The organism is Sphingobium sp. DEHP117, from assembly GCF_030867385.1.
Classification (GTDB): Bacteria; Pseudomonadota; Alphaproteobacteria; order Sphingomonadales; family Sphingomonadaceae; genus Sphingobium.
Genome location: NZ_JAPFBJ010000003.1, coordinates 536256 through 549418, shown reverse-complemented (window position 1 = coordinate 549418; position 13163 = coordinate 536256). Strand labels below are relative to the sequence as shown.

Below are 13163 nucleotides of genomic sequence, written 5' to 3'. Positions count from 1 at the left end.
CATAGCGACAAATACTGCAAAAGGGAAGCTTAAGCGCCCAAACGGTCGGCGGCTTCTGCAATCGCATCAAAGATGGTGCCGATCTGGTCGGCAGACGTGCAATATGGAGGCATTGCATAGATGGTGTTGCCCAGTGGGCGGAGCAAGACCCCGCGCTCAAGGCAAAAGGCGCGCAATTGGGGGGCAATGTCCGACAGATAGCCCGCCTTTTCGTTCACCCGCATATCGATCGCGGTGATCGTGCCGAGCTGGCGTGGGTTTTCGAGTGCGGGGTGAGCGGCAAGTCGATCGAGCTGGGCCGCCATATCCGCGCCCAACGCCGCGACACGCCCGCGCACGTCTTCATTCTCCCAGATCGCGATATTGGCGGCGGCGGCGGCGCAGGCGATGGGGTTGGCGGTGAAGCTGGAGGAATGATAGAACATGGTGGCGCGGTCCTCTGAACGATGCGCCTCGAATATCTTGCTTCGTGCGAGCGTGGCGGCCAGCGGGATGCTGCCCCCGGTCAGCCCCTTGGCGGCGCAGAGAATATCGGGCGTCACCCCTGCCTGTTCGCAGGCGAACACAGTCCCGGTGCGCCCCCATCCGGTCATCACCTCATCCGCTATGAACAGCACATCATGTGTGGCGCAAATCTCCGCAATGCCACGCAGCATATCCGCAGCATAAACGAGCATTCCGCCCGCCCCGAGAATGAGCGGCTCAACGATCAGCGCGGCGGGCTTTTCCGGCGCTGTGCACAGACCTTCAAGCGTATCGAGCGTGGCTTGCTCCCGCCCCGCCGCCGGATAGGGGATCGTCTCGACATCGAACAGCAGCGGCGCATAGGCGCGGTTGAACACGCCGCGCGCGCCGACCGACATCGCGCCGATCGTATCGCCATGATAGCTGTGCTCCATCACGATGATCTTGTGCCGCGCCGCGCCGATATTGTGCCAATATCCCAGCGCCATCTTGAGCGCGACCTCGACTGCCGTCGACCCGCTGTCGGAAAAGAACACATGGGCAAGTGGATCGGGCGAGGGCAGGGTGGCTTGTGTAAGGCGGATGAGGCCGCGCGCCACGTCTTCGGCGGGTTCGTGGGTGTAGCCTGCGAAGATAAGCTGATCGAGCGTGGCGGCCTGCGCCTGGATGGCGTTGACGATACGGGGGTCGCAATGGCCGTGCGTGATCACCCACCAGCTCGATATCGCGTCGATCAGTGTCGTCCCATCCGCGCAATGGAGCAACGCGCCTTCTGCCCGCGAAACGAGCGGGATCGGTTCATTCAACCCGTGCTGGGTGAAGGGATGCCAGACCGGGGAGTTTGTTTCGTTGCCGTGCTTCCTTATCGGAAAACCGGTGCCCACTTTTCCGGGAAGCACTTTTGTCACGCGAGCAGTGCCTCGATCGCGGCAATATCGACATGTGCCTGCATCGCGAGGTGCAGCCCGGCGGCGTCGATCCGTTCCAGCCGGGGCAGGCGGCCCAGCGAGGGCACATGGGCCAGCGCGGGTATGATCCGCTCATTCTCCTCATGCGCATCGCCCGAAAAGAGGATGCCGCCTATGGGAACATCGCGCGCGCGCAGGGCGGCAATCGAGAGCAGGCTGTGGTTGATGGTGCCCAGCGCCGTGCGCGCAACGAGGATCACCGGCGCACCCCACCGGGCGAACATATCGAGGTTGAGCAGATGCTCGTTCAGCGGCACCATCACGCCACCCGCCGATTCAACGATGAGCGGTGCGGTGACCTGAGGCAGGGCTAGCATTTCGGCCGCGACCTCGGTGCCGTCCAGCCGCGCGGCCAGATGCGGCGAGGCCGGGGTGGCGAGCCGATAGGCTTCGGGCAGGAAGCGTTCCTCCGGCAGCTGGGTGATGCGCTGTACCGCGTCGGTATCGGTCTGCGGTTCGGTGCCCGCCTGCACTGGTTTCCAGTATAGCGCTTTGGGCAGGCACAGCATCAGCCCGGCAGAGACGAGCGTCTTGCCGACATCGGTATCCGTGCCCGCGATCACCAGCGCGTTGCTCATGCAGCATCCTTGCCCTTGCCGATATGCAGCTTCAATGTTTCGCCGAGCGCAACAATATCCGTTTCTGCGGCATTAAGCGTGAGTGAGAGGCGCAGGCGGCTGGTCCCCGCCGGAACCGTGGGCGGGCGCACGCCACGCACGTCGAACCCGGCGCGCTGACTGGCGTTCGCCACCGCCATCGTGCGGTGGTCGTCGCCCAGTATGACGGGCAGGATCTGGCTGGCAGGAGAAGGGAGGCCCAAGGGGGCGCAGATATACGCATCCGCAACCGCGATGCGGGCACGCAACGCCGCGCGCAGAGCATCGCCATGCTCCCCCGCGATCCGCCCCAGTGCCGCGCCGACCGCCACGGCAATCAGCGGCGAGGGCGCGGTTGAGAAGATGAACGGCCGCGCCTTGTTGACGAGCGTATCTATGAGCGCCCGCGCGCCGCATACCAGCGCGCCCTCGACGCCCAGCCCCTTGCCGCAGGTGTGGAGCGTCAGCAGGTTCTCCGCGCCTTCGAGGTGTGCCGCCAGCCCGCGTCCGTCCGCGCCATAGACGCCGGTGGCGTGCGCTTCGTCCAGCAGCAGCATCGCCTCGTGCCGCTGCGCGATGTCGGCCAGCGCGGCGACGGGCGCGATGTCGCCGTCCATCGAATAAAGTGTCTCGGCGACGATCCACGGCGTGCCGGTGCCGCCGTCGGCCCGCCAGCGCGCAATCGCATCATCAAACGCCTGCGCATCGTTATGCGGCACGAACACACTGCGCGCGCGGGATTGGCGAATGCCGTCATGCATGCTGGCGTGGGCGAGTGCATCCGCGACAATCAAATCGCCCGGCCGGGGCAGGGTGGAGAGGATCGCCAGGTTGGCGGCGAAACCGTTCGCCATGAACAGCGCGGCCTCCGCGCCGAAGAAGCGCGCGGCCTGTTCCTCCAGCGCGGCATGCTCGGCCGCGTTGCCGCGCAACAGGCGCGATCCGCCCGCGCCCACCGGGACGCCGCGCGCGATTGCGTCTGTGATCGCCGCTGCAATCACAGGATCACGGCTGAGCGCAAGATAATCGTTGGAGGAAAAGTCCGCGCCCTCGGCATCGATGAGCCGCCGTGCCCGCCCACGTGCCTCCAAGGCGGAAAGTTGGCGGCGATAGGGATCGAGGAGGGTCATGGGACGAGACTATAGCGTCTCTCCCCCAAAATAAAACCGCCGGACCCTCGTTAGAAGATCCGGCGGCCAGTGGCGACCCGAAATGCTCTCCGGCTTTCGGATTCAGGCGCGCCCCCCACGATGACCTTTCGCGCCTGTTTCCGTATCGCTTACAGCCCCCCGTGAGCCAATGCCGACAAAAGCAGCAATGCGACGATATTCGTTATTTTTATCATCGGGTTCACCGCAGGGCCAGCAGTATCTTTATAGGGATCGCCCACGGTATCTCCGGTCACGGCCGCCTTGTGCGCATCCGATCCCTTGCCGCCGTGATGGCCATCCTCGATGTACTTCTTGGCGTTGTCCCACGCGCCGCCGCCGCTCGTCATCGAGATCGCGACGAACAGGCCGGATACGATCACGCCGAGCAGCATCGAGCCGAGCGCCGCAAAGCCTTCGGCCTGCCCCGCCACCGCCGTGACGATATAATAGACCGCGATCGGCGAGAGCACCGGCAGCAGGCTCGGCACGATCATTTCCTTGATCGCCGCCTTGGTGACGATATCGACCGTGCGGGCATAGTTGGGCTTGGAGGTGCCCTCCATGATCCCGGCGTTGGAGCGGAACTGCTCGCGCACGTCTTCCACCACGCTGCCTGCCGCGCGGCCCACTGCGGTCATGCCGAATGCGCCGAACAGATAGGGCAGCAGCGCGCCCAGGAGCAGGCCGACGATCACATATGGATTGCTCAGCGAGAAATCGACCGCGACATCGGGGAAATATTCCCGAAGGTCGGTCGTGTACGCGCCGAACAGCACCAGCGCGGCGAGTGCGGCGGAGCCGATGGCATAGCCCTTGGTCACGGCCTTGGTGGTGTTACCCACCGCGTCGAGCGCATCCGTGCGGGTGCGCACGTCATCGGGCAGGCCCGCCATTTCGGCGATGCCGCCTGCGTTGTCCGTCACCGGGCCATAAGCGTCCAGCGCAACAACCATGCCGGCCAGCGCCAGCAGCGAGGTTGCCGCAAAGGCAACGCCGATGATGCCCGCGATCTGGAACGTCGCCACCACGGCAACGACGATGACGAGCGTGGGCAGCGCGGTCGATTCAAGGCTGATGGCGAGGCCCTGAATGACGTTGGTGCCGTGGCCGGTCACGCTCGCCTGCGCGATGGACTTGACCGGGCGATAGTTGGTGCCGGTGTAATATTCGGTGATCCACACCAGCAGGCCGGTGACGGCAAGGCCGATCATCATGCACCAGAACAGCGCCATGCCGGTATAGCCGCCATTGCCTTCCAGATCAGCGCCCACAACGGCGTTCATGTCTCCCAGCGTGCGCCAGGTTACATAATAGATGGCGGGAACAGACAGGATCGCCGTGGTCCAGAAACCCTTGTAGAGCGCGCCCATGATGTTGTTCGATCCGCCGAGACGCACCATGTAGGTGCCGACGATCGAGGTGAGGATGCACACGCCGCCGACGATCAGCGGCAGCGACATCAGTGCCGTCAGTTCGGCCGCCGAGGCGTTCACCAGCAGCGCGATCGAGACCATGGTCAGGCCCAGGGTCACGACATAGGTTTCGAACAGGTCGGCCGCCATGCCCGCACAGTCGCCGACATTGTCGCCCACATTGTCCGCGATCACGGCGGGGTTGCGTGGGTCATCCTCCGGGATGCCCGCCTCGACCTTGCCGACAAGGTCCGCGCCGACGTCCGCCGCCTTGGTGAAGATGCCGCCGCCCAGACGCGCGAAGATCGAGATCAGGGACGCGCCGAAGGCCAGAGCGGTCAGCGCGGCGATGATCTCGCGGTCATTGGGCGCGAGGCCCGAAACCGAGGTGAGATACCAGAACAGACCGGCGATCGAGAGCAGTCCGAGGCCCGCCACCAGCATGCCGGTAATCGCGCCGGAGCGGAAAGCGAGCGTCAGGCCGCCCTGGAGCGATCCGCGCGCAGCCTCGGCCGTGCGCACATTGGCGCGCACCGAGATGTTCATGCCGACATAGCCCGCAACGCCAGAAAGCACCGCGCCGATCAGAAACGACACGGTGGAGAGCAGTCCCAGTGTGGGCGTAAGGATTACAGCAACGATAACGCCGACGATGGCGATGGTGGTATATTGCCGCCCGAGATACGCCTGTGCCCCCTCCTGGATTGCGGCGGCTATTTCCTGCATCTTTTCATTGCCGGGCGATGCCTTGAGCACCTGCTGGCTGGTAAAAGCGCCATAGAGTACGGCGATGACGCCGCACACCATGGCAATCGTAACGACTGTCATAAGATCATCCTCTCCCCCCATTCTGTTGGCATTAAGTGCGCTCCGCCGGGGTGATGCGGGCGCTGCCTATTTTTGGATTGGAACGACATAGGGAGGCGCGAATCCGCCCCGGCGCGAAAGCACCACGGCGTTCCTCTCCATCCTTCAGCGTCTTGTTGGCCATGCAAAGCCATCCTGACCAAGGCTGATTGTCGTTGGCCGAGCAACCTATCGGCGCATTTCGTCGCGTCAAGCCGGTTAATCGGGCGTTCAGGCTGGAGAGGGGGTGTGCTCGTAGCCCAGGCGAGGGGGAAGGGGCAGGGGCACACCATCGTGGCTGAGGCTAACGCCCTGGTTTGCAGTGCAGGTTCCGATCCGGGTGAGCGGAATGCCGAGGTCGGGGAGTTGCGCGATGCGCTCGGGATGGATCGAGAAAAGGAGGCGGTAATCGTCGCCGCTGGTCGCCGCGAACAGGCGGCTTTCCTGAGTGTCCTCGCGTGCGGCGACGAAGGCGGGGGAGAGCGGCACGGCATCCAGAGCCACTTCGATGCCACAGCCGCTGGCGCGCGCGATGCGCTGCGCGTCGATCAGCAGTCCGTCCGACACATCCGCCATCGCGCTGACGAGGGGGGCGAGCGCCTGCCCCAGCGCGAGGCTGGGCATCGGCCTGCGATAGGCGTCGATGAGCGCGGCGGGCTCCGCCTGCCCCGCCTGCAGCAGCGCCAGTCCCGCCCCCGCATCGCCGATCGTGCCGCTGACGTAGACGGCGTCACCCGGCTTCGCGCCGGCGCGGGATGGCGCGCCCGCTTCTGGAGCCAGCCCCAACGCGGTGAGGCCGAGGGCGCGCGGCGCGCCGTGCGGCATTGCGATCGTGTCTCCACCCAGTAGGGCTGTATCAAAATGAGACAGTGCGTTCCCCAGCCCGCCCGCAAAGCCGCGGTCCCACGCGTCATCTCCCGCCAGCGCAAAGCCGAGCAACGCCCCCAATGGCCGCGCACCCTTGGCCGCAAGGTCGGAGAGGTTCACCGCCACCAGCTTCCAGGCGACCGTTTCCGGGGGATCATCGGGCAGGAAATGCACGCCCTCCACCAGCATGTCGTGCGTGAGGACGAGCCCTTGCCCGCCAACCTCGATCACCGCCGCGTCGTCATTCAGCCCGCGTGCGCCGGGATGAGTGGCGAGGGCGCGCAGGCGCTCGATGAAGGCAGATTCGTTCACGCGCGCAGCGCTAGCACGAAATGGGGATAATGTCGGCAATGGGGTGTGGGCAGACGCTATAGCCGACTCCGTCACCCCGGGCTTGACCCGGGGTCCCGCTGCTCTTTTGGGTCAATAGATCGTACCGGAGTCACCGACAGCTTTTGACACCTGCCGCCCCGCCACCCTGTTTCTCATCTTAGCATCGCCCCGAGCACCAGAAAGCGGGACCCCGGGTCAAGCCCGGGGTGACGAAGGTGGAAATGTCCGTGAGACAGTTGCCCTAGCTCTCGCGCTTGGCGCCATCCAGCAGCTTGGCAACGCGGGTCTTTTCCAGTGCATCAGCCTGCTTCTGCGCCTTGGTGCGGCCATGGAGTGCGCGGTTGGTGGCGGCCTGCGCCTGCGCCTCCTGGCGCTTTTTCGCCTTGCGGGCCATGCGCAGGTTGACGACTTCGGCCATCTCAGCCACGCGCCGCTTTCGCCACCGCATCGAGCAGGCCGTTCACAAACCCGCTCTCGCGCTTGTCGTAAAACGCCTTGGCGACATCGACATATTCGCTGATGACAGTGCCGGTTGGCACATCCGCCCGCGCGATCAGTTCATAGGTGCCCGCGCGCAGGATCTGGCGCATCGGCTTGTCCAGTCGCTCCAGCGACCAGCCCTCGGACAGGCGCGCGACGATCAGCGCGTCGATCTCGTCCCGCCGCGCATCGACCCCGCTCACGATGTCGTCAAAGAAGCTCTGCTCCGCCGGGGCGTAGGTCACATCCTCGATCGTCGCGCCGAGGCGATGCTGGTGAAATTCATGCAGCAACTGGGCGAGCGGGGTGCTCTCCATCTCCTGCTGATAGAGCGCCTGCACCGCGGCAAGGCGCGCGGCGGAGCGAGACAGTGCGCGGTCGTTGGCCTTGGCGGTCATGCTGGCGCTTTGAGGCGCGGCACGCCGAGAAAATCGCGTTTGCCGATGTCGACGCCTTTGTGGCGCAGGATGTCGTATGCCGTTGTTGCGTGGAAATAGAAGTTTGGCAGTGAGAAGGACAGCAGGAAACTCTCGGCCGTGAAGTCCATTCGTACGTTCATCGCGGGGACCTCGAACACCATATCCCGCCCGACGAAGCTCTCGATCTCTTCAGGCGCGATGGCCTTGAGGGCGGCGATAGTGGCGGACATCTGTTCCCGGAAAGCGGAGAATGTTTCGGCAGGAGCCGAGCGCTCCGGCGAGAATTTGCCCGCGCGCACGCCTTCGATTGCGCCGAGCGAGTGGGTTGTCATCCACTTGAGCTGCATCGCGAGCGGGAGCATGTCGGCCCCGAAATGCTCAGCGAGCAATGCCTCCTCCGCCACATCATTATCGGCGCAAAAGGCCTGTGCCTTGTCGATCAGGCCCAGTCCGGCCTCAAGAATCTGAAGATAGCAAGGGATAGTGGCGTCATAGAGGAATATGGGCATCGTCAGTCTTCCTTGTGTGCAGCCTGATGGCTCAGGCGGTTCGCTACACTATTGGCATGGGCGGGCAGCCCTTCCGCATTGGCCAGCGCCACCGCCGCCGGGCCGATAGCGTTGAGCGATGCACGGTCAAGCGCGAGGAAGCTCGTCCGTTTCATGAAATCCAGCACCGAAAGGCCAGAGGAGAAGCGTGCGCGCCGCCCGGTGGGGAGTACGTGGTTTGGGCCGGCCACATAATCGCCCACGGCTTCGGGCGTCATCCGCCCCATGAAAACGGACCCGGCGTGCCGCACGTGTGCGAAAAGCGCGTCCGGATCATCGACCGCGAGTTCCAGATGCTCGGGCGCTAGGCGGTTGATGAGGGGCATCGCCGCCGCAAGGTTCGGCACGGTGATGATCGCGCCGTTCTCTTCCCAGCTTTCGCGCGCCACCGCCGACGTGGCGAGCAGCGGGATCTGCCGCTCGATCGCGGAGGCGACCTGGCCGGAAAAGCAATCGTCATCTGTAAACAGGATCGACTGGCTGGTGGGATCGTGCTCCGCCTGGCTGAGCAAATCCGCCGCGATCCATTCCGGATCGTTCTTGCCATCCGCGACCACGACGATCTCTGACGGACCCGCCACCATGTCTATGCCGACGACGCCGTAAAGCTGGCGCTTGGCCTCGGCCACCCAGGCATTGCCCGGCCCCACGATGACATCGACCGGCGCAATCCGCTCCGTGCCATAAGCTAAAGCCGCGATGGCCTGCGCCCCGCCGATGCGCCATACCTCGCTCACCCCGGCGATCTTGGCGGCTGCCAGCACCAGCGGGTTGATCTCGCCGCCGGGCGTGGGCGTGACGATGACAATGCGCTCCACGCCTGCGACCTTGGCGGGGATCGCGTTCATCAGCACGGAGGAGGGATAGGCCGCGCGCCCGCCGGGCACATAAAGGCCCGCCGCATCGACCGCGTTCCACCGCGCGCCCAGCCGAACGCCTGCGGCGTCAGTCTCGTCGCGGTCCTGCGGGCGCTGCGAGGCGTGATAGGCGGCGATGCGCTCTGCCGCGAGCTCAAGCGCGGCGCGCAGGTCAGGCGCGAGGCCGGCAAGCGCCGCGTCCATCTCCGCCGCCTCCACGCGCCAGCCGGTGGCATCGAGGTCATGCTTGTCGAACCGCGCGGTCAGATCCTTGAGGGCCGCATCGCCCTCATCCCGCACGCGTGCGATGATGGCGCGCACGGCATCCGCCACGTCGGCATCCGCCTCGCGCCGCGCGTTCACCAGCGCATCGAACCGTGCGGCGAAATCCGCCGCAGCCATGTCAAGCAGCTGCATCGTCCGCCTCCACCGCCCGGCGGAAGGCTTCGACCAGCGGCACAATCTCGCCCGCCCGCATTTTGAACGCGGCGCGGTTGACAATGAGGCGGGCCGAAATCTGCATGATCACGCTGGTTTCGACGAGGCCGTTGGCTTTCAATGTCGCGCCCGACGAGACAAGATCGACGATCCGGCGCGAGAGGCCGAGCGAAGGGGCCAGCTCCATCGCGCCGTTCAGCTTCACGCACTCTGCCTGTATGCCCTGACGCTCATAGTGGCGGCGCGTGAGGTGCGGATATTTGGTGGCGACGCGCACATGGCTCATCGCCGCCTCGTCTTCGCTCGCGGCCTCGACCGGCTCCGCCACCGACAGGCGGCAATGGCCGATATTGAGATCGACCGGGGCGTAGATCTGCGAATAGTCGAATTCCTCGATCACGTCCGAACCGACGATGCCGATCTGCGCCGCGCCATGCGCCACGAAGGTCGCGACATCGAACGCGCGCACGCGGATGATGCTGGTGCCCGCCCGGTTCGTGGCAAAGCGGAGCGCGCGGCTGCTCTTGTCGTGAAATTCCGCGTCCGGCTCAATCCCTGCGCGCGCGAGCAGCGGCAGGGCTTCGTCCAGTATGCGCCCCTTGGGCACGGCGATGATGAGCGGCGCTGTCATGACGGCCCAGCGCTTAGCTTGGGGCGCTTCAAAGGGCAAGGAGAGTCGCTTTTGCATTGCCGGTCGTTTATCGTGCGGGCGCCGGGGCCGAGAAGGAGCATGAGACGATGAAACGCCGCACCAAATGGATCGCCGCACTGGGCGTAATCGCCGCCACTGCCGCGCTGATCATCCCAAGGGCCGCCACCAGCGCCCTGCCCGTAGGTGCGAAGGCGCCCGACTTTACCACGCGCGGCGCAATCGCGGGCAAGGTGTTCACGCTCAAGCTCTCGGACTACCTGAAGAAAGGCCCAGTGGTGCTCTATTTTTTTCCGGCGGCGTTTACGCCCGGCTGCACGGCGGAAGCGCATGAATTTGCCGAGGCTACGGACGAGTTCAAGGCGGCGGGAGCGACCGTGATCGGCATGTCGGCGGATCCGGTCGACAAGCTTGCCCGCTTCTCAAGAGAGGAATGCCGCGACAAGTTTGCCGTCGCCTCGGCTGGCCCTGCCGTCGTCAAGGGTTATGACGTTGCGCTGCCTGTGCCGGGCGGGATGACCAACCGCACCTCCTATGTCATCTCGAAGACCGGGCGGATCGTCTATGTCCACAGCGCGATGAGCTATAAGGAGCATGTGAAAAACACGCTCGCCGCGGTGCGCGAGATGAAGTGAGGGGTCGTTAAAAGCTTGGCCCCTGCACCGGGCCGGACGCTGGCTTCTTGGGCTGCGCGCTCTTGAAGATATCGAGGATAGCCGGGCTGCGGCCATCGCGCACGGCATATTCCCTTGCCGAAAGGCCTGCCATCAGATCCTTCTTGTCCGGGCTCGCGCCTTTGGAGACAAGCAGGCGGACCATCGCCACGTCATTGAGGTGCACCGCGCGGATCAGCGGGGTCTCGCCGCTGCTGTTCGCCTTGTCGACCTGCGCGCCGTTTTCGAGCAGTGCCTGAGCGCCCTCGACGAACCGCAGCTGTGCCGCCAGCATCAGCGGGGTGGAGCCGGTTCCGTCGGTCAGATTGGGGTTTGCGCCCTTGGCCAGCAGGAACTGGATCCAGCTCGCGTCACGCCGGGCGGTGACGATGTGCAGCGCCGTCTGGCTGGTGCTCACGTCGCGGGTGTTGACGATGGTGGAACCGGGCTTGCCCAGAAACTCCATCACCTTGGCGCCATCCTGATCCCGTATGGCCTTGAGGAAATTATAGCTGTCCGAAAATTGCGCCTGCGCCAGCGTGGGCCACAGCAGCAGTGGCGCCAGTGCGGCAAATAGCGCGCGGCGCGATGCGGAAAGGGAAAGCCGGATGGTCATGGGTCTGTTATGCCGCTTTTGATGCACGATTGGCAATTGCCAATCGCTCCCTGCCATTGCAAGGCTGGCCCGATGATGAACAGAGTGATTTTTTCCGCCGTAGTTGCAAGTGCCCTGGCTCTGGCCGGGTGCGATAAGCCGGATACCGGCGCGAACCAGACGGTGCCCGCTGCCGCCGAGACAGACCTGCGCGGGGCAAGCATCGGCGGGCCGTTCACGCTCACCGATCAGGATGGCAAGCCGCGCAGCTGGGCGGACTTCAAGGGTCAGTATCGCATCGTCTATTTCGGCTATACCTATTGCCCCGATGTCTGCCCGCTCGATCTGCAACGGGTGGCGCAGGGGCTGAAGCTGTTCGAGAAAAAGGACGTGAAGCGCGCAGCCAGGGTGCAGCCGATCTTCATTTCGGTCGATCCTGAGCGGGACACGCCGGCAACGCTCAAGACCTATGTCGCGGCCTTCCACCCGCGCCTTGTCGGCCTCACCGGCACGCCGGACCAGATCGCCGCCGTCGCCAAGCAGTTCGTCACCGTCTATTCCAAGGAGCAGCAGAAGAGCGCGACCGACTATCTGGTGAGCCACACGCGCACGCCCGCGCTGTTCGATCCCAATGGCGCGCCGCTGATCATGCTGCCGATAGACGACAACACCACACCGCAGGCGGAAGGCACGCCGCAGCAGATCGCCGACGCGCTCGATCGCTGGGTAAAATAAAGTGGCCGACGTCCTGCGCGCGCGTTTCTGGGAGCTGCCGCTCAGCGCGCTCACCAAGGCGGAGTGGGAGGCGTTGTGCGACGGCTGCGGCAAATGCTGTCTCCACAAGGCGGAGGACGAAGAGACCGGCCGGGTCTATTTCAGCAATATCCGCTGCAAGATGCTGGATGGCGACTGCGGCGGCTGCACGGACTATAAAAACAGGCGCGTCCATGTGCCCGACTGCGTGACACTGACCCCCGAAACCGTGGGCAGTCTCGCCTGGCTGCCGCGCACCTGCGCCTATCGGCTGCGCGATGAGGGCGAGGCTCTGCCCGCGTGGCATTATCTTGTGTGCGGAGACCGCGAGGCGGTGCACGCGGCGGGGGAGTCGGTGCGCGGCTGGACCGTGCCTGAGGCGGAAGGGCAGGACATTGAGGATCATCTCGTTTCGCGCGAAATCTGAGGAGGCATCGCCGCCGCCGGTGCTGCGCGTGGCGGGGCGGGAGCTGCCCGTCATCGTGCTTCGCAATGCGCGGGCGAAGGGATACCGGCTCCGCTACGATACCGCGCGATCTGAGCTGCGCCTTTCCATCCCCGCGCGCGGGCGGCTGCGCAACGCACTCGACTGGGCAGCGACGCAGGAAGAGTGGATAGGGGCGCAGCTGGAGAAGGCGCCAGCACTCGTGCGGCTGGTGCCAGGCGCGGTTGTGCCGGTGGAGGGGCTGGAGCGCGTTATCGTCTGGGACCGAGCGGCCCCGCGCAAACCCCATCTTGAGGATGCGCGCATCGTGTTGGGCGGGCCGGAGGAGACGGTGGCTCCTCGCCTGATCCGATGGCTCAAAGCCCTTGCGCTGGAGCGGCTGCGCGCCGAAACCTATGATATGGCCGACGGGGCGGGGTTGACGGTGGCGTCCGTCTCGATCGGCGATCCACGCGGGCGCTGGGGCAGCTGCGCATCGTCGGGCGCGATCCGCTATAGCTGGCGGCTGATCCTCGCCCCTGCCGAGGTACGCCGCGCCATCGTCGCGCACGAGGTGGCGCACCGGCTGCATATGGACCACAGCCCCGCCTTCCACGCCGCGCACAAAGATATTCTGGGCGAAGACCCGGCACCCGCGCGCCAATGGCTGCGCAAGCACGGCGGCGCGCTGCACCGGTTTACGGGATAG

Annotated in this window: 16 protein-coding genes; 4 read left to right on the top strand and 12 right to left on the bottom strand. The window is 65.3% G+C overall.

What is annotated here, in order from left to right; genetic code table 11:
• Positions 1–29: 29 nt before the first annotated feature.
• The 11 genes from OOT33_RS15235 to hisG all read right to left on the bottom strand — a co-directional run bounded on the left by OOT33_RS15235 (position 30) and on the right by hisG (position 10011).
• Positions 30–1364 (bottom strand): adenosylmethionine--8-amino-7-oxononanoate transaminase, encoded by a 1335-nt coding sequence (locus tag OOT33_RS15235; RefSeq protein ID WP_307751016.1) that lies wholly within the window; start codon positions 1362–1364, stop codon positions 30–32.
• 5 nt (positions 1365–1369) lie between these two features.
• Positions 1370–2011: a dethiobiotin synthase gene (gene bioD / locus OOT33_RS15230; protein WP_307750884.1), complete on the bottom strand. Its 642-nt coding sequence runs from the start codon at positions 2009–2011 to the stop codon at positions 1370–1372.
• The gene (locus OOT33_RS15225) at positions 2008–3159 is read right to left on the bottom strand and encodes an aminotransferase class I/II-fold pyridoxal phosphate-dependent enzyme (protein WP_307750883.1); all 1152 of its coding nucleotides are present in this window, start codon (positions 3157–3159) and stop codon (positions 2008–2010) included. The genes bioD and OOT33_RS15225 overlap by 4 nt, the downstream gene beginning before the upstream one ends.
• Before the next feature lie 149 nt (positions 3160–3308).
• Positions 3309–5420 carry a sodium-translocating pyrophosphatase gene (locus OOT33_RS15220; RefSeq protein WP_307750882.1) on the bottom strand — a complete coding sequence of 704 codons (2112 nt, stop codon included), beginning with the start codon at positions 5418–5420 and terminating at the stop codon, positions 3309–3311.
• A 31-nt stretch (positions 5421–5451) separates the two neighbouring features.
• Entirely contained in the window at positions 5452–5583 is a 132-nt protein-coding gene (locus OOT33_RS15215) for a hypothetical protein (protein WP_307750881.1), read from the bottom strand.
• An 86-nt stretch (positions 5584–5669) separates the two neighbouring features.
• Positions 5670–6617 (bottom strand): thiamine-phosphate kinase, encoded by a 948-nt coding sequence (gene thiL / locus OOT33_RS15210; RefSeq protein WP_307750880.1) that lies wholly within the window; start codon positions 6615–6617, stop codon positions 5670–5672.
• Positions 6618–6879: 262 nt separating this feature from the next.
• The gene (locus OOT33_RS15205; protein ID WP_307751015.1) at positions 6880–7056 is read right to left on the bottom strand and encodes a DUF4169 family protein; all 177 of its coding nucleotides are present in this window, start codon (positions 7054–7056) and stop codon (positions 6880–6882) included.
• Between the two features lies 1 nt (position 7057).
• Positions 7058–7516, bottom strand: coding sequence for a transcription antitermination factor NusB (nusB, locus tag OOT33_RS15200; RefSeq protein ID WP_307750879.1), 459 nt, complete (start codon positions 7514–7516; stop codon positions 7058–7060).
• Positions 7513–8046, bottom strand: a complete 534-nt coding sequence (locus OOT33_RS15195; RefSeq protein WP_307750878.1) for a DUF1993 family protein — start codon at positions 8044–8046, stop codon at positions 7513–7515. The genes nusB and OOT33_RS15195 overlap by 4 nt, the downstream gene beginning before the upstream one ends.
• A gap of 2 nt (positions 8047–8048) precedes the next feature.
• Positions 8049–9359 carry a histidinol dehydrogenase gene (gene hisD, locus OOT33_RS15190; RefSeq protein ID WP_307750876.1) on the bottom strand — a complete coding sequence of 437 codons (1311 nt, stop codon included), beginning with the start codon at positions 9357–9359 and terminating at the stop codon, positions 8049–8051.
• Entirely contained in the window at positions 9346–10011 is a 666-nt protein-coding gene (hisG, locus tag OOT33_RS15185) for an ATP phosphoribosyltransferase (RefSeq protein ID WP_307750875.1), read from the bottom strand. The genes hisD and hisG overlap by 14 nt, the downstream gene beginning before the upstream one ends.
• Positions 10012–10118: 107 nt before the next feature.
• Between hisG and OOT33_RS15180 the strand changes: the two genes are divergently transcribed.
• Positions 10119–10664 carry a redoxin domain-containing protein gene (locus OOT33_RS15180; RefSeq protein WP_307750873.1) on the top strand — a complete coding sequence of 182 codons (546 nt, stop codon included), beginning with the start codon at positions 10119–10121 and terminating at the stop codon, positions 10662–10664.
• A gap of 7 nt (positions 10665–10671) precedes the next feature.
• On the opposite strand, the gene OOT33_RS15175 is transcribed toward OOT33_RS15180, so the two are convergent.
• The gene (locus tag OOT33_RS15175; RefSeq protein ID WP_307750872.1) at positions 10672–11298 is read right to left on the bottom strand and encodes an ankyrin repeat domain-containing protein; all 627 of its coding nucleotides are present in this window, start codon (positions 11296–11298) and stop codon (positions 10672–10674) included.
• Between the two features lie 75 nt (positions 11299–11373).
• On the opposite strand from OOT33_RS15175, the gene OOT33_RS15170 reads away from it, so the two are divergent.
• The 3 genes from OOT33_RS15170 to OOT33_RS15160 are packed head-to-tail and all read left to right on the top strand — an operon-like array spanning position 11374 to position 13163.
• Positions 11374–12012 (top strand): SCO family protein, encoded by a 639-nt coding sequence (locus OOT33_RS15170; protein ID WP_373690588.1) that lies wholly within the window; start codon positions 11374–11376, stop codon positions 12010–12012.
• Position 12013: 1 nt separating this feature from the next.
• Positions 12014–12457 carry a YcgN family cysteine cluster protein gene (locus OOT33_RS15165; RefSeq protein ID WP_307750870.1) on the top strand — a complete coding sequence of 148 codons (444 nt, stop codon included), beginning with the start codon at positions 12014–12016 and terminating at the stop codon, positions 12455–12457.
• Positions 12426–13163: a M48 family metallopeptidase gene (locus OOT33_RS15160; RefSeq protein WP_373690587.1), complete on the top strand. Its 738-nt coding sequence runs from the start codon at positions 12426–12428 to the stop codon at positions 13161–13163. Before OOT33_RS15165 ends, OOT33_RS15160 begins: the two co-directional genes overlap by 32 nt.